The sequence below is a fragment of the bacterium genome, assembly GCA_021108215.1.
Taxonomy (GTDB): Bacteria; Oederibacteriota; JAAXVQ01; order JAAXVQ01; family JAUVAV01; genus JAIORK01.
In genome coordinates, this window is record JAIORK010000049.1 from 221,760 (window position 1) to 247,537 (window position 25,778).

Genomic DNA, 25,778 nt, shown 5'->3' on the forward strand with positions numbered 1-25,778 from the left:
ATCAGGAAACCTCCTCCACCGGCTTTTTCAGCAGTACTGCCATACGATGCTGAGCATTGTCCACCAGCAAATAAATCACCGGAATAACCACTATCGTCAGAAAGGTGGAAGATGCCAGTCCGCCGATAACCGTAACCGCTAAAGGTGCCATCAATTCTCCACCCATTGACAATGGAAACAGGGCAATGATGGTGGAAAAAGCAGTCATCAGAATCGGACGCATCCGCACCCGGCTGGCCCGAATAATCGCATCCTCTGCCTGCACACCTTGTTCACGTAACAAATTGGTATAATCAATTAAAATAATCCCATTGGACACAACAATCCCGATCAGCATAATCATACCGATAATAACCACCAGTGAAACCGGGGTTCCGGTCATAAAAAGAATAACCGTCACACCGATCAGAGAAAGAGGTACGGTAAACATAATAATGAACGGCTGGATCAGGGACTCAAACTGTGAGGCCATAATCATGTAGACCAGCACCACGGCAAGAATCAGGGCAAATGCCAGACTCTGGAAAGATTCATTCATTTGTTCGCTCTCGCCTCCCAGATAAATAAAATATTCATCCGGTACCGGGTACTTGGCCAGTCGCCCCCTTATTTCATTGATGACTTCATTTAAACTGCGTTTATAAATATTCGCCGTCACCATGATATAACGTTGTCTGTCCTGCCGCTTGATTTCCGAAGGTCCGACGCCCACACCAATATAGGCAACTTCATTTAAAGGCACCTGAAGTTCAAGCGGTGAATGGATATATAAATTGCGTAAATCAGTTACGTTTTTCCTGTCCTCCGGACGCATACGAAGTCTAATGTCGACCTCATCTTTTCCCGGTTCCTTATATTTCGTATCCACAGCACCTTTAATCGCAATTTTAGCTGTCCGTGAAATATCATCTACAGATAAATTATATAAGGCCGCTTTATCGCGCTGGATATACACTTTGGTTTCAGGTGCTTCCTCCACCATTGTATTTTTGATTCCATAGAGACCTTTTATCTCCAGTAGGAGTTCTTCCACATCTTTGGTCATTTTTGCCATCAAACTAAGATCAGTCCCCTTAATGATCACAGCTATCGGTGCCCCGCCGGTAAAGGCTGAGACCTTCAAAGCACTGTCCTGTACCAGATACTCAAATCGGGCCGGCCCGGTATCCAGTTTTTCCACCTTATCCTTGACTTCCTGCACCACATCGCTGGTTGAACGTTTCCGCTTCTTTTTCAAATTGATCATCAGGGTCGCCTGGTGCGATCCCATTGCATCCGCCACCTGCCCGGCATCCTCATCCTTGGAAGATCCAATATTGAGAGTCACATTATATATTTCCTGAATAGCCAGCAGGATATCCTCCACCTGCCGGGAAACCCTATCCGTCACATCAATCAACGCCCCGGTGGGAAGATTAATTTTAATGACAAATTGTCCTTGGTCAACTTTGGGCATAAATTCTTTTTTGAGTGGAATAAATAAAACCATCGCAGCAATAAAAAGAAATACAACCAACCCCATACTTACGCGTTTATTTTTCATAAACCAATCAAGCGTTTTCATAAAAAACATTTCAAATGCTTTAAGATGTTTTTCAAAATAACGAAGAAATTTCACTTCATCCAGCTGGCTCTCGCCGCCCTGCGAGACCAACATCGGAATCAACAACATGGCACCCATGGTGGATGCGAGCAGGGAGAAAGTCACTGTCAAAGCCAGATGTGAAAAAAGCTGTCCGGCAACCCCTTTCACAAACACCATTGGCAAAAACACAACAATCGTCGTCAATGTCGAAGCGACAACTGCGGTAGACACTTCACTTGCACCGATCACAGCCGCTTCCTTGGGTTTCAAGCCCAATTGACAATGACGATAAATATTTTCAATAACGACAATCGCATCATCCACCAAACGACCAATGCCCAGCGCCAAGCCACCCAATGACATCATATTCAAGGTAATATCCGAAAAATACATCAAAGAAAATGTGGCCAAAATCGCGATCGGAATAGAGGTAACCACGATGATGGAAGCGCGCAAATTCCGGAGAAAAATCAAAATAACTATAAAGGCTAAAATCCCTCCAACCGCCGCATCCTTAAATACACCGTTGATGGATTTTTTTACAAAAACAGACTGATCATAAACCGTGATGATCCGGATATTACGCCCGCGGGGCAAATCAGCTTTTAATTTTGTTAACGCCTTTTTAACATTATCAACTGCTTCCAGCGTGTTACCGCCGGCCTGTTTTTGAATGGTAATTGAAATGTTTTCCCTGCCATTGTAACGGGAAATCGAGGTTTTCTCCTTAAACGTATCGTATACTTTTCCAATATCTGAAAGCAATATCACCCGGTTATCTTTATATCGCTTCACATCATCCGCCGGCTGCGTCAGCGGCATCTGGTTGAGTTGCAGCAACTGCTGTTCCTGTGCCTCATATTCTTCGCTTTTATCAAGACCTACCGGCGATTTTTCAATTTCATCCAACGAGGTATACTCACCCATCGTACGGATCAGATAATCATAAAAATGCCCATGAATCGTACCTGCCGGATAATTCACATTTGAATTTTTAATCGCCTCCATCACCGAAAGTGATGAAATTTTGGCGGCATTCAAACGTCCCAGATCCAGGTCAACCAAAATTTCCCTGTCCAAGCCGCCTGTGATCTGAACAGAAGCAACCCCTTCTGATTTTTCAATCTGATTTTTGATGATTTTTTTGGAAATTTCCCGAACCTCATGCAACGGCATATCAGCAGAAACCGACAAAGTCATCACCGGCAGTTCAAAAGGATTATATTTCATGACAATGGGATCTTCTGATTCACGCGGTAATTTTTCTTTGACCAAATCGATTTTTTCGCGGACATTCAATGCGGCAAAATCCATGGACGTTCCCCAGGCAAATTCAAGCATGACCAGCGAAACACCCTCGCGCGATGTCGAATTGATCCGTTTGACATTATTTACAGAACTACAGGCGTCTTCAATCGGTTTGGTTATCAAAACCTCAATTTCTTCCGGCGCAGCATTCTCATAATTCGTCAGTACAGTGAGTTGCGGAAAGGTAATCGGCGGAAACAATTCACGCGGAAGCCGCAAATAGGAAATAACGCCCAATAATATGACTGCCGTAAAAATCATCGCCACGAAAACAGGCCGGCGAACAGCAAATTTCGGTGCATTTTCAATCAATTTCTTATCCTCGCTGTTGTTTTGTTCATTTGCCTGATCCTAAAACGCGGCGCTTTGATACTCCATGATTTGAACCTTGGCACCATCTTTTAATTCTTCCATCCCTTCAACAACCACCAATTCCCCTTCATTGAGTCCCTCGGTAATCTGAACATTATCAGTGGTCACATAACCCAATTTGACGGTTTTGAATTCAGCTTTATTATTTTGGTTCACCGCAAACACATGATAAGCGCCCTTGACTTTCTTCAAAGCCGGACGCGGTATAATAATTGCATTTTTGGTTTCAAATATCTTAATCCGGACACGAACAAACATGCCCGGCAACAAAAGACGATACGGATTGGCAATTTGAACCTTAACATTGAGTGTTTTGCTCTTCCCCTTCACCATAGGAGCAACATTGGTCACTGTGCCGCCAAAATCAAGATCAGGATAGGCATCAACACTAATTTTTACTGATTGACCCAGAACAACTTTGTTGATTTCCCTTTCCATAATTCCAACTTCTGCAAAAACATCATCAATATCAAGAAATGTCCCGATTTTCATATTTGGATTTATTGCGCTGCCTATTTCAACATCCCGGCTCCCCAAAATTCCGTCCGAAGGGGCAATAATTGCGGTCTTACCCAATTCTGTTTCAGCCAATTCAACATTAATCCGTGCTTCTTCAAGTTTAGAGGGAATAATGGCGCCCAAATCATAAAGAGATTGCGCATTGGAATAATTCACCTTGGCTTGTTCATATTTCAGCAATTGCTCCTGCGGATCCAACTGAGAAATAATCTGGCCTGCCTTGATTTCATCTCCTTCACGAAAATAATAAGCTGATACGTTTCCAGCAAGCTGAAAGCCGAGATTGACTTGAGCAAACCCTTTAATATTTCCCATGGCTAAAATAGAGTCCGAAAAATCGGTTTTGCTTATTTTTAAAACATTAACACGTGTTCCAACATCCGCAACTGCAACACCTGTGGTTTCAGCCGCCTGTTTTTTCTCCTTGAACAGAAGTTTGGAAACTCCCCATGCCAAAAACATCCCCACAACAACAATACTGATGATGGCAACCAGTTTATGTTCCTTAAACCAGCCAACCAAACCGGAAACATTCCCTTCTTGCTGTTCGCGAATGGCCTCAACCTGTCCTTTGACATCCACTTTTTTAAATTGCGTGGCCAGGCGGGAAAAACGAGTGGCAGCCTTTTTCTTATCCGGCTCAGCTGTTTTTGCCGCATCGGATTTTATTTCCTCGGCCGTCTTTTCCTCTTTAGAACCACCCATTTCCTGTTTCTTAATCTGATCATATGTCAGATTATAAGAAGATACTAATTTTGATTCTTTCCGCTCCTCATCCGGAGATTTTTTATCCGGATCTTTATCCTCGTCTTTTTTACCTTTACCAAACAATGGGCTCATTACACCCTCCAGAATTCAATTTCCCCGCTCGCTTGTCCGGCGGACTTGCCCAGCTTGCCCCGCGTATGCGGGGCAAATGCCGGTGCCGAATCAGCACAGGGATTTGGCTATAATCTATAAAAACGCATTATGCCGCTCCCGCTTCATTCCCGTGATATTATCCAGGAAAAACCCGGACTAAAGCGACTAAGCGATCAAATACTTTACAGCTCATCTTTTTGTACATAATCAATTTCCTGATTTAATCAAACGTATGCGCACCCTGCGATTTTTTGCACGTTTTTTCTTATTACTATTGCTGACAACAGGATTTTTATCACCAAAGCCTTTAACCGAAATTTTATTACTGGGAATACTTTTTATTTGTACCAAATATTTCTTAACTGCCTTGGCCCGTTTCAAAGACAAGGCTTTGCTGCTTTTTTCATCTGATGATGTATACCCATGTACCAATACCGTCCGTTGTGGATAGCGATCAAAAGATAGTGCAATTTTATCCAGAGCAAATAAATAACGATCATTTAGTTTACTACTGTTACGCGTGAAATAGACGGTAGTTTTCGTGACCAACCTCGCGGACTTTTTCTCCCCGCCGCGCACCTCTTTCTTGGCTGCCGCTTCGACATCATCCATCGCTTTATTTTTCATTTCCGTTTCACGACGCGCTTGTCGAATCACATCTTCCTTTGAACGGCGAACATATTTCGTGCGCGTACGGCTGCTGCCTTGTCGATCTTTTCCACGCGCAATTTTTGCAATTAACGCGCTATCAATCATCTTCGATTTTTTCAAAACCTGGCTGCCGACACTCCGTTTGGATTTCCCAACTTTAATATTGGCACCCAGTGTCTTTGATTCCTTCGCAACTTCCTGATCTTCCGGTTTTTTTGCCTCCACGGTCGTCATGGAACGCTTGGCATCCTTGGATTTTTGAATCACGACCTTACCTTCCATGGACCGCTTGGATTTCATCATTTTTTTCGCCCGTTCATTCAGCGAACGCTCGGAAGCTGTTAACTTTTTCTTCACAATGCGTTTACGCTTCGATGCTGTTTTATCTTTAAGCATTTCACCCCAGGAAAATTTCAAAGAAATCCTATGCGTATCCCCTAAATCGCCAAACGGCATATACACATAATCCAACCCCAGTGATGAATATCGTACCCCGGCACCAAAAGAGAATCCCGGTGCTGCGGTGGAATCATACCCGGTACGAAAACCGGCACGCACAGCCACATCCAGCGTTTGATTGGGTGCGCTGCGAATACCGGTATGAATCCAGTATTCAGCCCCCGCATTGATCGACATCATGGCTTCCACAGTTTGATAGTTAAAATCAAGTGCTGCAGATAGATCATCATCCAAAAGTTTGTAGGCCAAACCGATACCTGCAGAAAGCGGGAGTGGATCGTTTTGATAAAAAAACTTGACCGGTGTTCCCAGATTTTTTACGGAAATCCCGATCGTACTGGGAATGAAATAGGCAGCTGGATTTTCTTTGGCGAGATTGCGATACCAGCGGGTTTGTGAAAGCAAAAACTGATTGCCGATATCCAGTCCGAAACTAAATGATTGATTATCATCTATGCTTTCACTGATGATCTTCACACCCACACCAATCTTATGCTCGCGCAGCCCTAAATTACCCGCCCAGGCAAAATTCATAAGCAAATCCGACGCCCCAAAGGTGCCTCCGCTATTAAGTTCGTCATAATCCCCGGATGCCGACTCCACTGTTTTGGGTATCTCCCCTAAATAAAGAAACCCCACACTGATTCCAACTGCACCAATATAATCATACTTATCAGCGTATGAAATATATTCATAACGAATATCTTCAAACCATTCCAAGTGAGTCAATCCAATACCGCTCCGTTTCAATTGCATGAGTCCGGCAGGGTTCCAATAGGTCGCATCAACATCATCCACCACTGCTATATACGCGCTTCCCATGGCTTCAGCTCTGGAGGATGTCCCGATTTTTAAAAACGGTGCACCGGAAGTTCCTTCCCCTTCCGCCCAGACTTGTGACAATCCCAAAAGCAACATCATTACCATGCCCAAGGACAGAAGCAGTCCTTTTTTCAGAATTCCCCTTTTCGTCTCAGTCATCATCTTTTCCTCCCTCTCGGAACACACTTAAAATTAACAAAAATTCGTAAGTTTTCCAGTTTTCCATTCTTCATTGTCGTTATTATCACCCAATCCGTTGTCTCAATCCGATGCGCCCCAGATTCATCCAATCCCGCGATAACGGTTGATTTCCCGAGCGCTGCTATTAAACTTTTACACCTTTTTCCAAACAAACTCTATCTATCAAAATTTGCTAATATCATTTGATAAGGGTCCGTAATGCAGAATCAGGCTTAAGCGGTGGACACCACCTAAATCAGCATATGGAACATAGGCATAATCCAGTTGTAAATCCGCCCACTTAATGCTCGCGCCCGCTGTCAGCCGCTGAATGACATTATCTGATTGAAGATCATTTCCGCCTAATTGCTGCCGATAGCCAATGCGTGCTGAAAACGTTTTAACGTACCAGTATTCAACCCCTAATTGCAGATTGAGCTTATTATCCAGGGGTTGGTTTATTTCCAAGGCAGCATTTAACCCATGTTCTTTTTCCTCACCATAGGTTTCTTTAAATGCAAAACCACCTCGGATATTGAGTGGCAAAGAATCACTTTTAATATCCGGACCTAAATTTTGGATTGACAAACCTACTACCAGTTTGTTTTCCATAAAATTAACCAGCATTCCCAAATCTGCCGCCTCACCGGTTAATTGTTCCGTCCCCAGCTGACTCAACACAAATTTCAAGTTAATACCTACGGAAAAATTAGAAATTTGCAATCCGTACCCTATAATGCCTGCGAAATCATATACTTGCAGGGGCTTTTCATCGCTTAAGTCATTATCAATATCCGGCATGTGACGATACCACAACTGGAGTCCGGCTCCATAGGTATCACCTAAATTTTGTGCAAATGTAAAAATTTCATATTCCACATCATCAAACCAAAAAACATGTTCAAAACCCGCATCGAAATAATCAGGTTGTAAGGTTGATAATCCGGCAGGATTCCATTCAATACAATTGATATCATCTGCCAAGGCGACAAATGCGCCTCCCATGCCGTTCGGCCGGGCTCCCTGACCAATCTTTAAAAAATTGGCAGCAGATGTTCCGACTCCGCGGGCAAATGAATAGCCAACCGGCATCAGCAACATGCATAAAAGCAGAATGAAAATCTTGCGCATAAGTATCTCCTTTATTATTAATACACGCCATAAACGCGTTTACTGTTTAAATACAACTACTTTTCTTGTTTTATGGGTATTACCCGAATTATACTGAATAATATAAACACCATTTGCTACAATTTCACTATTTTCATTGGTACCATCCCAAATCCATGACCCGGTTGCAGGTAAATTAACCCCGGCCGGGATATCAATATCCTGTCTTTTGATCAATTCCCCTTCGAGGTTGTAAACTCGAATAATTATGTTAGCCACTGAATGATCCCGGGTTTTATAGGTAATCAATAATTGATCAATTTGGGGATCAAATTTATTGTGATTAATTTGAAAACTATCATTACCAATTCGCTTGGATTCCGCATAATCAACATACACCCGGTTAATTGAAGGTGAGCGGGCAATACCGGTACGATCATTGGTTCTGGTTTCATAAAAAACCTTGTAATGAATATAGCGTGCAAACTGCTGAACCGTAAAAGGCCCAATCGCTTGGGGTATTGTCCAGTCAGACCAGCATCCTTTTTCAATCGCATACCGGCATTTCATATCCATAATTTCCATATTTTCATTGCCATCCCAACCGACCATCTCAATAAGTTGGTCACGGTCAAGATCAATAAACCGCTCATAGGTTCCCTGCCAGGCATAGACAATATCCTGATCCTGGAACATATCAATAATACTGGTCATATACGCGCTCGATGTGTGCGGATCCACCATATTGTAGCGTCCGCCTAAGACGTATAAAAATCCATTGTCCCCGACTGAGGAATGCCCGGCGACCGCATATTCTAATGTTGTATTAGAAAGCGCCCATGACCCGGGGTTGGGAAACGCGGGAATTCGACCTGTGGTTGGATCAAGTGTGCAATAGTAGACAGTGTTTCGCAAAGTCCCACTATTATTAACACCCCCGATAACATAGAATTTACCATTCATAAAGACCACTTGATGTTCTGCCAAAGCTTCCGGCAAGGGGGATAATGTCATTTCTTCCCAATCATTTAACGTAGCATCTGAATTAATTTGCGCATAAAATATCTGGTCTTGCGGCACACCGGCAGCATCACGGCCGCCAAAGAGATAAACTCTGTTATACGCCACGCAGGCTGCCATATCATAGCGAGAACTGATACTTGGGGCTGCCGAGGGCGGATTACTCAAAGGCGCTGTTTCCGTCCATCCTCCGGCACCTCCGACTTCATTGATCGTACCACCGGGATTGGGCCGGCAAAACCACACCCGGTCTTCAAAAACCGGGGTGCTTTCTCCTGCAGGCTCACCCGCTGCATTCCAGCCGTTGTTTTGACGCGAGATCCCCCCCATAACATAAATATTGCCATTATGCGCCACTGTCGTATGTCGAATAAGCGGTTGATAAATCGGCAATGCCGTGTTGGATGTATAACCGCTGGCACCACCTGCCTCCCAGGCAGGATCATAAATGGGTAAAGAGGCCGTAAATTCAAATGATCCAACACCACTACTGGCACTTCCCTGGCCAACCTCTTCATACATAACGACTGTCCTACCCGCTTGAGTGGGCCGTCCTAAACTGTCACCGACTCCCGCCGCTGTTACTGAACGAGATGCCGCACCAGCCCAAATCCAGGCGTTCATAGAATTGGCGCCACCCACAACATAGATTGCGCCATTGGCAATTGTTGAAGCGTGTAAAATCGAGGCCATAGGTATAGACCCGCCGGTATCCGGTGCCGCCCATGTCTGTAGCGAACCATTGGTATCCACTTCAGAATTATAGACCGTTGAATAGGCGGATGGTTGAGTATCAGTTGTATAATGAATGCCACCGGCATAAGCGGAAAATGTATTGGGTCCGCCACCGATAACAAAAACCATGGGTGAACTGCTTGAGGTCCCTACATCATCACCTGGAAGCGGAACGCGCAGCACACCTGAATGCCCTCCCCAGGTATCATAAATATTGCCGCCATAAGCCGATCTAAACAGCGGAGTCGTCGGAACCCAACGGGAAATATTGGTCTTGGGCGTTGCCAATGTGGATGTATAGACCATATTTTGAATACCTGTACTGTTATAGCCGCCTATTAAAAACAAATGTCCATTAAAAGAAACCAGATTGTGGTTATAAACCTCAATCGGCAAATCCGTTGAACGGCTCCAGGTATCACGCGCTCCGGGACCGGGAATAAGCCCATTGGGAGGCTCAAGCCGCGCGTAAAAAACATCTGCCCTGGCATTGCCGGATGTCTGACCACCGGCAACCCATATTTTCCCGGCAGAAATCGTTGCAGAAGCGGCATACATCGGTTCCGGCAAGCTGGTGGTTTGCGTCCAGCCGGCTATATCACCTGTGGTAATGTCAATCGCACCCACATAAACATCTGCAGTCGTATCTAAGGGTTCACCTGTTGTCGACCCGCCCAAAACATAAATATTCCCATTCGAAATCGTTGCACAATGCCCGGAAATATTAATCGGCAGCGGTGCCGTAGTTGTCCGCCATGACCAAATATCACCACTTGGCTGGACATCCGCATAATAAACCGTATTCTGAGCAATATTTGATCCGTCCTGACCGCCAATAACATAAATTCTACCCTCAAAATAGGCTGACTTGGCCCTAAAGATAGCTTGCGGCAAGGATGCCACAGCGGTCCATGTATTGGACTTGTAGTGAGCTTTGATCGTCCCATCATGGCCAAGAATACGGGCCCAGTAAACTGCTGATAAAGTGGTATCCGCTGTGGACCTTCCACCAATAATATAGTAACGGCCATTCACTACTGTCGATGTGTGCCCATAGGTCGGCTGCGGAAGCACCGAAGTATCATCAGCTTCCTTCCACTCATCGACCGACCCGTCACTAAAAACTGTTCCATACCAAATTTTATTAAGCGAATTTGCTACAGTAGGACCGCCAAAAGAAGTGCTGTCGTCACTGCCATAACCACCACTCAAATAAATTTTTCCATTATAAGTCGTTGCCGAGGAAAGATAGAGCGATGTATTGGACGGACCGCTTACCGTAGCCCAATTTCCCAACATCGCATAGGGCGCCAATTTCAGATCACCATCAAGATTTTGGCCAATCTGTATATTGTCATCTTTCCCAGCATAGAAATCTGTTGAGAGATTATCTACAAATTGCTTGGCTGATACATGACCCGGAGCCGACAGCAGACTCAAACAAAAGATCAAAAAAAACATTTTAACAGCGTAACCAAAAAGAGGGATAATGGACTTTTGCTCAATAGGACTAACCGACATTTTTTTCATAAAAAAGAACCCCTCCTGAAATTGAGTATAATAAAATTAGCGAATATCTCGTTTCGTTGACTGAACACTGCTTTCAATTATTTGCAATCGTTGATCAACGGAAATAAACAAACGAATAATTTCAGCTGCCAGATATAAAATCAAAAAATAAATACCCCCAATAAAAAGAACCCCCAGACTGGCTAATTTTCCGGATCCAGGGGTTTTACCAAATAAAATTATCAATGCGCCTGCCAATCCAAGACCACCTAAAATATAAGAAAGAACCTTAAGAACCGAGATAGAAATCCTGAGAAAAGAATATTGACTTTGCAAGAGTGTCTCCTGTTTTTAGTATTAGATTTGTCAAGGCAATACTTAATGCCTATATCTTACAAAATATATATAAATATACCATTTTCACGCGCACGTGTCAACATCCGTGAACATTTTACTACTTCTTTTTTAATGTATTGGCTGCTTCATCCCTGTTTTTAGAATAAAGCGGGAGAATAATAATGATCTTTTACAGATCATATTTCTACCAAACGGATAGATATTTGAAGAACGGGACTTCCATAGATCGCCGGATCAGAGCGGAAAAATTTGATTATAGTCTAATAAATTCATGCAATAGAAATGCCAATAACAAAACAGTAATCACTGTTAAAATAAATTTTATGCTTCTCTTTAGCGCGGCAACTCTTTTCCATTTTATATTAAGCAGCAAAGGAATACTGAAAAATGCGTACCCCAAAAACACATAAGTGAAAAATACGACCCCTTGCATTCCCGGATATTTCCCCATGACCAAAAAGCATGCAATCCATAGGGGCGCAATTAAAATCACAGTTGAGAGCAAACCCATCAAAAACAGCGGTATACTTAAATGTCTGGGATTGATGGTCTCTGCCAAGGGTAATTCAGGAGAATGATTTGTGAAAAAAAATAACAGCACAAACAGAAGTAAAATACAGGATACGGCAAACAGTAAACGCTGAATCAGAGAATTATCCAGTATGCTCCCCAGCCACCCACAAAAAAACCCCAACAGACAATATCCAACCCACCGGCCTGCCAGGTAATGTGCGATCCTTACAAACGTAGGTCTAACTGCAAACAGTCCGTCAATATTCGGAAAAGTGAAACCAATTGCACGAGAATGTAAATACATGTATCCGGCAATTATCATCCCGATGAGGAAACCCACCATCATGAACAACACCTCTTTGGATTAACCCTACATTCACTGCTCCAAAAACGGTTACTATTTTCAAGTTCAATTGCTCTGCATTGGGGCGTGATTATGCTGTCGGTTGCTGCTGCGCAATGACCCGATGAGCAAGCAAAATTCCACACTATTATTTTTTCCCCGGTGCCGCCTGTTCAAAGGTGAGTACGCGAAAAACAAAAAGTTCGGTCCGCTTATCCCGCCAACTATCCATCGGAAGCCTGGCTTTTTGCGAACACAAATTGTTCAGGAATTCCTCTTTGCTCCATCCTGTATCCGTGGCAACTTGCGGAAGAAACAAACCCGTACGGTCTCCCCGTTTTACCATCACACCATGAACTCCCAAAATAATTTCAGAAGGATCAGCAATTTTTTCCAATGGCGACAACACAGAAATTTCGATATCCGTAAAAGGCAGTTCTGCAACCTCAAGTGCCTGAAACCGCGGATCTTCAAAAGCCGCAGCACATGCCATTTGAGAAACCGCTTGATAAAGCGGTAAACGTGATTCCGTCATTCCGACGCAGCCCTGCAACATGCCATTGCGCTTCAATGTTACATAAACAGGATAACGCTTCAACAGTGATTTTTGTGAAGTTGTTGGCATCAATTGATTGCCGGTCGCCAACCCCTCAGTGATGGCAGCCCGCGCTATATTCAACAACTCTCTTTTTTCCTGCTGCGCTAACTGAATCTCCGCCGAGTCCTTAATTTTATTAATTAGCTTATCGGGTTTTGCGGGATTTGCCACCATTGCCATCGCCGCATATCCAACAACTCTTTTTTTATCCTTTGTGACATCCCCGGAATTGGCATAATGTAAAAGTTGACTTTGATTGGCGCCATTGATATTTGCCGCAATCATTGTTGTTTTCAATGCAGACAGCCCGCAAACCGTACATACTAAATCTGAAATACCGCGTGATAAAACTTCGCGATCAAACCGATCCAACTGGTAGGGGTCCATTTTTTCTACCGCGCCCAGCATTTTTTTATCAATCACCTTCGCATCCGCCCAGGTGGGATAATGCGATAGATCCGTCGAACAAATAATCACGGCATTGCGCATACTTGCCTGCGCGGCAATCGCTTCTGCAACCGACCAGCATTCGTCCCAGGTTGAGGTCCCCATAAGAATCGGAACCATCTTTGCACGGGGTGCAATTTTTTGCAAAAAAGGAACCTGCACTTCGACCGAATGTTCTTTCACCCATGCCCGCGGTAACAAGTGGACATCAGGACAACTTTTTAGTAATTCACGCACCGCTTGCAAATCAACCGGGTAGTCTCCCAGCGGCGTATGAAAAGCCTTGCCTTGCCAGACAATGGCCCCACCCACATCTGCATAATGAGACGTGCCGATAATGTAGATGGTATCGATCTTTACCTTCGCAAGTGCTTTCATCGCCATCGCCGTGATAACTCCGGAATAGACATAACCGGCGTGCGGGACCACCAATGCTTTCAACTCCCCTTGCAATTTGGGTGGCGGTGCATTATAAAACGCTTTTTTTAACAACGCCGTCAACTCCTTTGCAGAATCAGGATAAAAGCTCCCGGCAACCGCCGGTTGACGTATTTGTCTCACCTGGTTCCCCGCCGAATTGCACCCCGTTATGACAGGCGCTAAAAAAATCATCATCACAAATAAAAGCATCGGCCGAAAAACGGATATGTGACTTCTTAATACCCATAACATCGCAACACCCTCCTTGATCTACCTACTACAATCTTCTTACTTATTTACACACGTAACTGTATTCCCGTTTTTTCATTCTCTTTAAAATAGCACAACTTGATTATTTTTTTATATATATTTCTTCCTCTCAAAGGAAAATCAATTGCGATAAAAATCCACGGGCTTACCCGGCATACGCCTCCGCATACGCCGGGCAAGCTGGGCAGGCTGCCCGTGGTATTTTTGTCGGGAGATGTTCGCCTGCGGCGATATTTTTACTCGCTTCACCGATGGACTTACCCGGCATTCGCCCCCGCATACGCCGGGCAGGCTGGGCAGGCTGTCCATCGTGTTCGCGCCGGCACGATAAAAAACTTTGCATTTGTCATTGCGGGCGAAGCGAAGCCCCGACCGGATGGGGGATCGTATGGGACTTCCGTTGGTCGCAATCCCGTTTGTATCATCATTTTGCAATCAAAACAGATTGCTTTGTCGCAAAAAACGCTCCTCGCAATGATAAATGCAAAAAAGTGTTGGACGCACGACACTGCCTGACAAAGCAATAACTGATTAATCACATGTGTTCATCCACTTTTTTACTTTTCCGGAATTTACTCGCAAATAGGTTTGCCGTCTTTGAGTAACTTGTAGACCACCCTGAGTCGGCCTTCGCGTTCCTGACAAATAGCGATAAACTGATCTACTGTATTTTTCAGTTCTTTGCCGGCCTGCGAGTCTCCGGGTTCGTATTGATAAGCTGGTGTTTTCCCAACTTTTTTTTCTTTTAAAAACATGCTTTCCTCGAGTTCCTGCATTTCATTTTTAAGTGATTTTAATGAACGATTCAAACCTTTGACAAGTTCATCCAATCGATACCAGGTATCAGGATGATCATGATAAAACTGAATGACTTCCCACTTAACAAACGAATTGGCATAGCGTTCGACAAAACTCTCGATGGCTTCATCCATTTTCATGATATCAGCTATATTTTCATCCATATCTTTTCCTGTGCCTCCCAGGGAACCCCTTTAGGCACCGCTGAACAATCGCGAATCGCATACCCATTTGGCAGGGGAAATTCTTACCGCAGTATTTTTTCGAAATTATTATTAATCTACAAACTTTAAATGTCAAGTATTCCTGAATTTATTATTGAACCGTATCGAAAATCACCGTATAATCTCAACGTTTTCGATGGCGGCTATCCTTGTTTTATTACTATTCCCGCCTTTGCTTTTATCAACAGCATTCAGGAGCACACGATGCCGGCCTCTCTACGAAACCTCAATACTGCCATTTCTGAAATCCACGCGAGTCTTTCCCCGCGCCACGTTATTGACATTGCACTTAAATGGTCAAAAACACTGCTTCATTGCAAAGCCGGCGCTATTTTTCTCCCACATCATTCCAGTGAAGGATTAAAAGTTTACTTTCACCTGCCAACCTGCGAACCGGAACAACTCAAAACATCGGTGGCAACAAACTCACAAAGTCTTGAAAATTGGATAATTTCATCTGGAAAACCGCAAATCATACATAACAATTTTCAAAAAAATCTTTTAAAAAAAACCGAAATTCCGGCACTGGAACCCATCCACAATTTGATGGCCCTGCCTTTGAAACACAAGACCAAACCAATCGGTGTTCTGGAAGTCATGAACCACCGAACGCATTCGCCTTTTTCCCCCAAGCAGCTCCACTTTTTAGAGATGCTTGGCCAACAAATCGCCACCGCCCTCCACAACGCCCAAGTGTACAGTGCACAGCAAGCTTTCGCAAAAGAACAAAAACGCCAAATCAGTTCCACAACCGAACAGTTACGCAGCGCCAATGAAAAACTCCGCGAAACCGACAAAACAAAATCCGAGAGTATTTCCATGATCGCCCACGAACTCAGGAGTCCCATTACTTCCATAGCCGGTTTCGCTAAAATACTTTATTCCGGCAACACGGGACCCTTAACCCGCGACCAAAAAGAATTCTGCGGCATTATCCAAAAAAACACCGAAAACATTGACCGGCTTGTTGGAGATCTATTGGATATGACCAAGCTGGAATTGGGTAAACTTGTTTTACATTTCGATATACTCGCATGCCGCGAATTGCTCAAAGAAGCATTTTTTTCCATCCGCGGAATTTCAGAAAAAGACAACGAAAGAATCCACCTTAGACTCCCGGAAGAAAAAATGTTTGTTTCCGGTGACCGGCTGCGTCTTGTCCAGGTATTGGTTAATCTTTTGACCAATGCTCTAAAATATTCCCCGACAGATAAACCGATTCGCGCCTATTATTTTTCTGATGAAACCCATATCACTTTTGCCATTGAGGACCAAGGAACCCCGTTGTCCGCCGAGCAGCAACAAAAAGTTTTCGAAAAATTTTACAGAGTTAAAAACAGCACCATCAAAACGACCGGCAGCGGTTTAGGCTTGGCAATCTCCAAAATCATCCTCGAAAAACATGACGGAAAAATATGGGCGGAAACACTTCCCGGACCCGGCAATCGTTTCTGTTTCCGTTTAAAAAAAATTGCAGGTCCTGTTGTTCCTCCGTTGTAGCGGCCTTCTCCCAGGACTTGCTTACCACCCTGCCTGCGCGCCACTCCAGCCGGCATGGCGGTCTACCGTACCAGCGGCCAGGTGACTGCAAAAAAAACAACATATAAAATAGCAGCCAGACTTCCGCCCAAACCCATCACGGAATGTCTGGAAAAAATAAGAAACACTGACGCTAAAATACCTACTGAAAAAGAAATCAATGCATACGAACCAGCAGACGTAGACGCTATCGGCATGACAAACATCACCCAAATATACGAAAGTAAATAAATCCCCATAAAAATCGCCAATCCCAATATAAATTGTTTTCGTTCGCCCGTTGCCCGAATTTTAATCTTTCTTCCCATCGTCGCTACACTCCTTTTCGTAAATTACTCTTTTTTTCGCACAAAACCGGCAGACTCAATTACCGATCATTATTTCGATCCTCAGGTAATCGGGCCTGCTAAAATTCCGCTTACTTTTTCCTGCAATGTTTTCAAACTAAAAATTTTCGGAATCCTGTCTACTTCCTGATAAATTTTTTCATGTTCCGCGACGGCAGTCACCACCAGAATTGGAATGACAATGTTTTCTTCCTTCAACGCTTGTCCAAGTTGCTTCCCGTCGATATACGGCATTTTAATATCCAATATAATAAGATCATATCCATTCAAACGCAAATAATTAAGCGCCTCAATACCGTTTTCAGCCGCTTCAACGGCATAACCCAGATATTCCAGGTACTCCACAACCGGTTCCCGAATCACAGTTTCGTCGTCCACAACCAATATGCGTTTTTTTTTCATCCCCATTTAGGTCTCACCCTCTTGGACTGGAAGTAAAATCGTAAAAATCGTCCCAACACCTTCACGGCTCTCCACCTCGACAGAACCGCCGTGTTCATTCACGATACCGTAACTGGTCGCCAACCCCAATCCGGTCCCATGCCCTCTTTCCTTGGTGGTAAAAAAGGGTGTAAAAATATTTTGAAGATCCTCTTTTTTTATCCCGATCCCATTATCTTCAAATTTCACAACAATCTTATTCTCTTTTACGGATGTGATGATTTTAAGATAACCGTCTTTTTGTGCCATGGCATCACAAGAATTATTCAGTAAGTTGATAAATACTTGTTCCAGCCGATAACGATCGGCGGAGATTTTCGGGATATCTTTTGCAAAAAAAGTCTCTATGTGTACACGGTGAAATTGCTTAAAATTAACCGCCATGGTCAACGTCTCCTGCAAAACTGCATGAATATCCACTGTCTGTTTCTTCGGTTGGTCTTGACGTGCAAAGGATAAAAAGCTCTTAATAATACGATCAATACGCGTCACACCCTCCGAGAGTGCATAAAAAACCTGTTCACGTTTATCCGGACGGGCCAAACCATATTCTAAAAGTTCCAAATTTAACTTAATACCTGTCAGTGGATTATTAACCTCGTGGACAAGACTGGCCGCCATTTTACCCATACCGGCCAAATGGTTGGTCTGGACAAGTTTATTCCGGATATTTTCCTCCCGGGTGATATCTTCTGTGATCAACACCAACCGGGTTATATCACCTGGTTCATCCGTCAACTTAACACAGACATACGAGTAACGAATAATTTTTTTTGTTCCCTCCAGCGTCGTATACTCCATCCGCAGCCCGATTAAATCCTCACCTTTTTCAAGCAGCATCGCTGCCTTGGGTCGAATAAACTGCTCGGTCAACATTTCCAAAGGAAGTTCGCTGCCGGGTTGTTCCTTCAGCGTCCCTGCCAAAAAAGCAAACCGAAAATGTACGCCATTGCTATAAAGCAATTTAAGACTCTCATCAATGATAACGACACCTACCGGAATATTTCTCAGGATACTTTCCAGTTGTACTTGCGACTGCCGGGCAGCCAAATTTGCCTGCTTGTACTCTTCGATCTTCTCTTTCACCCGTTTGTTCAAGGTCAAATTCAAATCCCTTAATTGATTCTCCGTCCTTCGTTTGACAACAATCATCCCTGTGCCCAAAATAATAATCATCGCGAAATAAATCAAAATTGCGGATATGGTAAAGGAAGCATCCAATCCCTGACTCTCCAGGGATTTCAAAAACCCACTTTGCGGAATGTATACAATTCCCAATGCCGCAATAAAAATCAATGCATCCAAAATTGCCACGGCAGGCCATGCAACCAAAATTACATTGAATATTATTATGAATGTATATGTAATGACAAAGGTTGCCATAAGATATTGCGGTGCATGCACCACAACGGCAACCGAATCCGCCGCCAGATGACAAAGAATAAAAATATAGGCACACAGCTGACATTTTTTTTGTCGAATGTTCAGAAAAAGCGCCACGCTATAGACCAACGAAAATAGGATTACGCCATAAATGAGAAAACGCTTTTCGACCGGCACAAAAAACGCTTCCAAAGGCCAAACACTAAGCGCTGCCAAAAATGTAACCAGCAGACTAATTTTCAATAGTTTAAATTCCTGCGTCAATGACTTATCCACAATCATCCATTCCAAACTACCGTGTTTTTCAGACAGTTAGTTTTATGCAGTATTTTCCGGTTGCCAATAACGAACCATCCAGGGAAAGGCCAGAGAAAAAAACAAAATCGCAACCACACCCTCCAGCGGATAGTGAAGCACAGGCAGTATTGTGTTCCACCGCAGGTTTTCATTATATTGCCAGACCTTTAAAACATGCAAGCCAATTAATTCACTCCCCAAAAAGTACGGTACGCCTATGAGTACATCGGTTAAAAAAAGGCGTTTGTCACCCCGCATTCCAGCATGTTTTCCAAAAAAGATGCTGCATAATTTTTCCGAAAGCAACACAACCCAGGTAAGATTGATTCCCCAGCCTATCACCACAAACGGCGAGATATCCCGCCAAATATAAAATTGCATGAAATAGGTCCATGCCGGTTCTGTCATGTATTCCACGCACAGACCGGTTAGCATGCCGGCAAAAACCAAAGACCAAAAAGGCTTGTGCCATAGTCTGCTGATGGCAACCCACGAAACAGCAAAAATAACCCCAGTTAATAATTCAGCGCGCCATGCAACCAGCCAGTCCCAAATCACCGCTTTGCCACGCCCAATTTATCCAGCAATAATTGGAACCAACTCTGAAAAACCACCAACGAAGGCACTACCAGAAAATACAGCAAAAATTCTTCCAGCGGAATCAAACCAATTTTCACGCCCCAAATTTGATTTTCGTTCCATATCCACCAACCCCAATGAAGTGCAATCGTTTCAGAGATAGTCATAATCACAAGAAAAACAAGCGTAGTCCACAAAAGTGATTTCCATTGTATTTTCTTCAAACAAAACGGAAGACCCGCGATTACTTGAATTAATACTCCCAATAACCACCAAACGAGATAAAGGCGCCTTTGACCATGACGGTAGGAGAAGGAGCCTGGTTTTCCATCCACATTATTTTCAGGCATTTCGCCTCCTTGACATATCCAATTTGGCGGACAATCCTGAATAAAGAAAGGTAATCATCCAGGCAAATGGAAACCAAAAAAGATATTCTTCCAGGGGGGCTCCCCATACATTCACACCGATTAAGCTGCTGTATTGTTCAGAAAATTCCCATGCCTTAAAAATATGCAGACTCAATAATTCATTCAAAACCTGTAGAATCATAACTGTAATGGCTGTCAACAAAGCACTCCAACGCCAATAGCGATTCATTTTCGGCCACGCCCAATAAACTGCTGCAATTGCCATGCCGCATAACATCAAGTCCATGATCATATACCAGGGCAGCTTCATTTCATTGCCGCTTCCGGTTGAAACACTCATACAGCGACATTGCCGCCAAGGGGGCGAAAATAAAAAAATTCCAATCATCCACAGGAACCCCGGGTGGAAACATCCATCCCAGCGTGGCATGATAGGACCACCATGTTTGAGTAAAAGCAATCCAGTTCCAGAAAAAACCAATCACTGTCATCACCACAACTGTTAACCATGCTGCTTTTAGAATGACTCGTCTTTTTTGAAAAAACCATATCCCGATACTCAATCCATTGAACAATACAAGTTGGCTGATAATATAAAATGGATTTTTTTGAAATTGAACATAACTGATTAAAACCGCAATCATAGCCCCGACAGTTATTCCCGCAATTGACAGCAAATATCCTTTTCCAGCTCGCGAAGTGAAGTGGAAATACTGTCCCAGTGCCAAATACACGAGAATGCTTAGTGCTCCGCCTAATGGATAAAATAAAATTTCCTCCAGCGGCAAATGCGGCAGCACCTCAAATCCCAACATAGTATCAGGATTAAAAACCCACCAGCCGCTTAAGGTAACCAAAAAACTCCAGGAATAGCCAAGAAGCATTACCAGACCCACTGACTTAAAAAAAGCGGCATAGTCTATATTTTTAGTGTATTTAATCAGAAAAATAATCGGAAACACAAAAAACGAAAGGATTGTCAGAAAATACCATGGTACTTGGCGGGCATTGCTATCAGGACAATTCGGCATACGACCGGTCATTTCCCCACCCCCCCCCGTTATTACTCTTACTTGTCAGATCACCTCTTCATTCCATTAGACGCATAAAAGTCAATTTTTATAATAATATTATACACTATTTTTTTTTATATATTTTTAGCAATTTTTCGGTAATTTTTTAGTTAGGTATCGTTGCTTTTTCTTTTTTCCGCCTTTTTTTTTATTCTTTTCTCAATAATATCTCTAAAGTCCCCCTCCCACCCCAGTTCACCAGGCTCAAAAAATCTCATTGTCCTAATTTTATCTGGCAAATAGTCATCCGCAACCCAGTGCCCCTCATAATCATGAGCATATTTATACCCTTTTCCATAACCCAGCGTTCGCATTAATTTTGTCGGAGCATTTCGTATGTGCAACGGAACCTCCAGTTCGCCTTCATCTCGAATTGCTTTCTGTACTAAAAAATATCCTGATTCCAAAGCATTGCTCTTCGGAGCAAGACTTAAATAAACCGCTAGTTCAATCAGAGCCAATTTCCCCTCAGGCAAACCTACAAAATTAAAAGCTTGCTGGGCACTCACCGCCATCATGAGCGCACGCGGATCAGCCAACCCAACATCTTCACTCGCCATGCGCGTCATGCGCCTCAATAAATATTTAGGATCTTCGCCGGCTTCCAACATTCTCGCCAGCCAATAAACCGCCGCATCCGGATCCGAACCACGAATACTTTTGTGTAAAGCGGAAATAAGATTATAATGCTCATCACCTTTTTTATCATAACGCAGTGCTTTACGCTGCATGGCCTCTTCCGCAATTGCCAGCGTAATACAGGTATTCTTTTCCTCCCCGGCCAAAGCAACCGCCTGCTCAAGCACATTCAATGCAGCTCTTGCATCCCCATGGGATTTTTGCGCAATGTGCTGCAACGCGCTTTCCTCCGCGCTCACGGCCTGCGCCTCCGTGCCCCGGCCGGCTTCGACCAGACCTTTTTTCAGAATACCGATTAAAGACTCTGCGGAAATAGCATTCAACACATACACTTGGCAGCGGGACAATAATGCAGCATTCACTTCAAAAGATGGATTTTCCGTCGTGGCACCAACCAAAACAATATCACCTTGTTCGACAAAAGGTAAAAAAGCATCCTGCTGAGCCTTGTTAAAACGGTGAATCTCATCAACAAATAAAATCGTCTTACGCTGATGATACCGCATCAAATCCTTCGCAACCGCCAAAACTTCCTTCAACTCTTTTATCCCGGAGGTGACTGCCGAATAGGACCGAAATTCCGCTTTAGAATATTTCGCAATAATCATGGCCAGAGTTGTTTTCCCGGAACCCGGCGGTCCCCATAAAATCATCGACGGAATCGTGTCCTTTTCAATTGCTTTTCGCAAGACACGTCCTGATCCCAAAATATGTTCCTGGCCGACAACATCATCAATCACATGCGGACGCATCCGATCCGCCAAAGGGACCAGCCCCATATTCCGGTTGTGTGCTGTGTCAAAAAGATCCATTTTCCCAACCTCGAAAATTAATTTATTTTCACTGTAGGATACCATGGTAAGCGGGAAATGCCATAGACGGAATTTTTTACTCAAACTGATTTGGCAAACTGGTATTTTGTCTATGTTTACTGGATATAGACAACCCCGAGTACTTCTCGCATATCGTCAATGCCCATTTCTTTTTTCAATACTTCATTAACCAGGATATCTATTTTTCTTGGCGGAATAATCCGGCTCTCAGACGCGGTCACATTGCCTGATTGAATTATTTCGATAACTTGCCTGCCAACATCACCAAAGTCAACTGTAAAAGCCAACATAGCACCACTCTTCACATGAAACCGGGATAGCCCCACAAGCGGAATTTTATTCTTTCTTGTGTAGTCGGCAATAATTTTTAACGATGCAGGATGAATAACGGTTGGATCGGCAACCAATAAAAGCAAGTCAACCGCATTGCTGGTAAAACGCCGGCAAGCTGTCTGGATTTCATCACGCGAGCCGACCGGTACCGCCATAAGCTGAAACTGATGGCTGCCGCCTATTTTCCTGACATGATTCACCAGGGATCCTGTCAATCCGGGATTAAAAATAACTCCAATACGGTTCCGCTCCGGAAACAACTCACGCAACAGCTTAATTTGTTGCTCGATTTTTATTCCCACAAGAATCCCGGAAGCGCCGCGCTTTTTAAAATGAACCTGATCATAAACCAAAGAATAATATACCGGAATATCCAAATGTATGTTTTTTGCTAATCCAACAGCTTTTTTTCCCATGGCAATCACCAAATCCGTCTTCTCCGGTATAAGACCCAATACTTTCGAGGACGCGATGTTGTGATTTTTAGATAAAATTATTTCTTCCAGATCTTCTCCCAGTACTTTTACAATCGGGGCTCGAACTTCCTGGTACGGCCCTTTATCATGGCTGAGCACCATGACAACCTTCCCGGCTTCCACCGGGCCTCCCAAAAAAACGATTTGACCCATCATCATCGTGACAGTGAAACCCATCCAAAGCGCTTTATGCAATTGCTTCCCCAGCATTCGTCACCTCATGGCAGACTAAATTTTCTTTTAAAAACGATATTTAATTTGTCCAAAGAAATTTGTCCCGCCGTCCCCGGGGACCACATCGATATTTCTCCGTACATGTTCCGGATACAATACTTCCTGTCCAAGAATATTTGTAATTACAAGACTAATCTCAAGGTTTTGAAATATCTGATATGTGGTTTTCCAATTGAGCAACACATGTGCGGGAACGACCACTTCCTGACCGGGTGTGAAATCCGGCGATAAGCTGCCGTCAGAAATCGTCCCCTTGCGTTCCCCAATATAGTTTATAGTGAGTACATTGGTGAATCCGCTGATCCGATTTTCCAGGGAAGCATTAACAACGACCTGATCAAGATACTGGATGGGACTCCAATCTGATTTTTCCTTTCCTTCTTTATATGAACAATTCATTATGTATCCGAGCAGTTTTTCACCTAAAATTTCTCCCCGAATATCAAATTCCACACCATAAATTCTTTGGCCCTCCGCATTTCCATAACCCGGCGTAGCCCGCGATGGTGTGGTATCGCTTTCCCGATCTTCTAATTCTGTAATTGCCGGAATATCGCCTGATTGATAGGTTACAATACGTCCGATCATATCGTCGGTTTTCAAACCAAAAAGCGTCAACCTCAGTCCCTGCTTGGCAACACTCCAATCCGCACTCAACTCCAGGGTAGCGATCCTTTCAGGGTTCAAATCAGGATCACCATATAAAACGTTACGCGTATTCACATACTTTTCAAAAAATGTCGGATTACGAAAAGCCGATCCGTAAAGTAATTTAACAAACAATTTTTCTGTGGCTGAATACACCATACTCACGCGCGGCACATAAGTCCCGCCATATTCACTGTTATTGTTATAACGAACGCCGCCCACTACTTTAAGCTTTTCCAGCATGCCAAACTCCACCTGTGAATAAACAGAAATATCATCCGCAGTATAATCACTTAAAAATGCTGATGCCCAGTGGGATTCATTTAACGCCAGATCATAAAATTCATACGGATCGGTTGCTTGTCTTTCATAGGAAATTCCCGCGCTTACAAATGCCGCCGACCAGATCTCATAGATACCATCAACATCCATCCCGTATTTGGCCCCGGAATATTTCATATCAATTTCCGTTCCTGCAAATGAATCCATATAACCATCATAAGACGAAATAGCATAATGTACCCGCGCGTTGAGTTGTACTTCCTCCAGTTTTTTTTCATAATGCAATGTTGAACCACTGGCTGACGTTTCCACCTCACCGGTCATGGCATGTACCGGAACGATCCCGAATTTATCTTTCTCCTGCTTAAAATGATAGATATCCAACCGGAAATCACCGGCGGAAATATTCCCAAACAGGTTATAAAAATCATTTTCATAGGCATCCTGGTCCAGATCATAATAACCCAGCTGCGCTGTGATTCCTGTTTCATCAACCGCATCGACCTTGTAGCCCTGGTGCTGATTGTACGAACCTCCGACTAAAAAATCAACCATCTCAAATTTCATCCCCAAAGTCAGCTCACCATTGGTCGTTGTCTTACTCCCGGCAGTAACACCAACCTCCATGATGTCTGTGGCTGATTTTGTAATAACACTGATCACCCCGGCAAATGCACCGGTCCCGTATAAAACCGAACCGGGACCGCGAATAATCTCGATTTTTTTAATAATATTAACCGGGATGGCTTCCAACCAGTGAGTGCCGACAGTCGCATCGCGAATCGGCGTTCCGTTGAGTAACAATAGCGTCCGGTTGTTATAGTGACTTTCTTTAACACCTCGAAACGCGAGCGACGTATATCCAAAAAAAGATTCGGAGACAGTGACACCGGGAATACTTTTAATAACATCATATAGGGTTTCGGACGGTGTGCGCGCAATATCTTCAGCAGTAATAACCGAAATAACGCCGGGTGCCTGATGAATACTTTCCACTTTTTTAGTGGCAACTGAAACACCCAGGTAAATGAGGTCCTCAAGATCTACATTCGTCTCCTGCGCGCCGGCATTCCCAACCAAAACAGCGCCAACAAGCACCGCATAAAATATCAACCAACTTTTTTTCATATCCGTCTCCTTTTTTATTGGAATCTTTAAAAGTCAGTTTTCAGTTGTATGTATCTTCGGCATTCATTATAAAA

20 protein-coding genes are annotated in these 25,778 nt (G+C 43.6%); 1 reads left to right on the forward strand and 19 read right to left on the reverse strand.

The window, feature by feature from the left end:
* Position 1: 1 nt before the first annotated feature.
* From K8S19_11755 to K8S19_11795, 9 genes are all read right to left on the reverse strand, one after another.
* Positions 2-3,205: an efflux RND transporter permease subunit gene (locus K8S19_11755; GenBank protein MCD4814352.1), complete on the reverse strand. Its 3,204-nt coding sequence runs from the start codon at positions 3,203-3,205 to the stop codon at positions 2-4.
* Between the two features lie 39 nt (positions 3,206-3,244).
* Positions 3,245-4,624 carry an efflux RND transporter periplasmic adaptor subunit gene (locus K8S19_11760; GenBank protein ID MCD4814353.1) on the reverse strand — a complete coding sequence of 460 codons (1,380 nt, stop codon included), beginning with the start codon at positions 4,622-4,624 and terminating at the stop codon, positions 3,245-3,247.
* Between the two features lie 228 nt (positions 4,625-4,852).
* Positions 4,853-6,739 (reverse strand): PorV/PorQ family protein, encoded by a 1,887-nt coding sequence (locus tag K8S19_11765; protein ID MCD4814354.1) that lies wholly within the window; start codon positions 6,737-6,739, stop codon positions 4,853-4,855.
* A gap of 201 nt (positions 6,740-6,940) precedes the next feature.
* On the reverse strand, positions 6,941-7,888 hold the full coding sequence (locus K8S19_11770; GenBank protein MCD4814355.1) for a PorV/PorQ family protein: 948 nt from the start codon (positions 7,886-7,888) through the stop codon (positions 6,941-6,943).
* Between the two features lie 39 nt (positions 7,889-7,927).
* Positions 7,928-11,152, reverse strand: coding sequence for a hypothetical protein (locus K8S19_11775; protein ID MCD4814356.1), 3,225 nt, complete (start codon positions 11,150-11,152; stop codon positions 7,928-7,930).
* A gap of 36 nt (positions 11,153-11,188) precedes the next feature.
* Positions 11,189-11,467 (reverse strand): hypothetical protein, encoded by a 279-nt coding sequence (locus K8S19_11780; GenBank protein MCD4814357.1) that lies wholly within the window; start codon positions 11,465-11,467, stop codon positions 11,189-11,191.
* A gap of 274 nt (positions 11,468-11,741) precedes the next feature.
* Positions 11,742-12,347 (reverse strand): hypothetical protein, encoded by a 606-nt coding sequence (locus K8S19_11785; GenBank protein ID MCD4814358.1) that lies wholly within the window; start codon positions 12,345-12,347, stop codon positions 11,742-11,744.
* A gap of 145 nt (positions 12,348-12,492) precedes the next feature.
* Positions 12,493-13,950 carry an AmmeMemoRadiSam system protein B gene (gene amrB, locus K8S19_11790; protein MCD4814359.1) on the reverse strand — a complete coding sequence of 486 codons (1,458 nt, stop codon included), beginning with the start codon at positions 13,948-13,950 and terminating at the stop codon, positions 12,493-12,495.
* Positions 13,951-14,651: 701 nt separating this feature from the next.
* Positions 14,652-15,041, reverse strand: coding sequence for a hypothetical protein (locus K8S19_11795; GenBank protein ID MCD4814360.1), 390 nt, complete (start codon positions 15,039-15,041; stop codon positions 14,652-14,654).
* A gap of 264 nt (positions 15,042-15,305) precedes the next feature.
* On the opposite strand from K8S19_11795, the gene K8S19_11800 reads away from it, so the two are divergent.
* The gene (locus K8S19_11800; GenBank protein ID MCD4814361.1) at positions 15,306-16,601 is read left to right on the forward strand and encodes a GAF domain-containing protein; all 1,296 of its coding nucleotides are present in this window, start codon (positions 15,306-15,308) and stop codon (positions 16,599-16,601) included.
* 62 nt (positions 16,602-16,663) lie between these two features.
* On the opposite strand, the gene K8S19_11805 is transcribed toward K8S19_11800, so the two are convergent.
* The 10 genes from K8S19_11805 to K8S19_11850 all read right to left on the reverse strand — a co-directional run bounded on the left by K8S19_11805 (position 16,664) and on the right by K8S19_11850 (position 25,704).
* Positions 16,664-16,948, reverse strand: coding sequence for a hypothetical protein (locus K8S19_11805; protein ID MCD4814362.1), 285 nt, complete (start codon positions 16,946-16,948; stop codon positions 16,664-16,666).
* 81 nt (positions 16,949-17,029) lie between these two features.
* Positions 17,030-17,395, reverse strand: a complete 366-nt coding sequence (locus K8S19_11810; protein ID MCD4814363.1) for a response regulator — start codon at positions 17,393-17,395, stop codon at positions 17,030-17,032.
* A complete protein-coding gene (locus K8S19_11815) occupies positions 17,396-19,087 on the reverse strand; it encodes an ATP-binding protein (protein MCD4814364.1) in 1,692 nt (563 codons plus the stop codon). It lies immediately after the preceding gene.
* A 42-nt stretch (positions 19,088-19,129) separates the two neighbouring features.
* Positions 19,130-19,666, reverse strand: coding sequence for a hypothetical protein (locus K8S19_11820; GenBank protein ID MCD4814365.1), 537 nt, complete (start codon positions 19,664-19,666; stop codon positions 19,130-19,132).
* Positions 19,663-20,037, reverse strand: a complete 375-nt coding sequence (locus K8S19_11825) for a lycopene cyclase domain-containing protein (protein MCD4814366.1) — start codon at positions 20,035-20,037, stop codon at positions 19,663-19,665. Before K8S19_11825 ends, K8S19_11820 begins: the two co-directional genes overlap by 4 nt.
* Positions 20,030-20,398 carry a hypothetical protein gene (locus K8S19_11830; protein MCD4814367.1) on the reverse strand — a complete coding sequence of 123 codons (369 nt, stop codon included), beginning with the start codon at positions 20,396-20,398 and terminating at the stop codon, positions 20,030-20,032. Before K8S19_11830 ends, K8S19_11825 begins: the two co-directional genes overlap by 8 nt.
* Entirely contained in the window at positions 20,370-21,101 is a 732-nt protein-coding gene (locus K8S19_11835; protein MCD4814368.1) for a hypothetical protein, read from the reverse strand. The genes K8S19_11830 and K8S19_11835 overlap by 29 nt, the downstream gene beginning before the upstream one ends.
* Positions 21,102-21,241: 140 nt before the next feature.
* On the reverse strand, positions 21,242-22,582 hold the full coding sequence (locus K8S19_11840; protein MCD4814369.1) for a replication-associated recombination protein A: 1,341 nt from the start codon (positions 22,580-22,582) through the stop codon (positions 21,242-21,244).
* Between the two features lie 116 nt (positions 22,583-22,698).
* Complete coding sequence (locus K8S19_11845) at positions 22,699-23,622, reverse strand: hypothetical protein (protein MCD4814370.1); 924 nt, start codon at positions 23,620-23,622, stop codon at positions 22,699-22,701.
* Between the two features lie 30 nt (positions 23,623-23,652).
* Positions 23,653-25,704, reverse strand: coding sequence for a TonB-dependent receptor (locus K8S19_11850; GenBank protein MCD4814371.1), 2,052 nt, complete (start codon positions 25,702-25,704; stop codon positions 23,653-23,655).
* Positions 25,705-25,778: the final 74 nt, after the last annotated feature.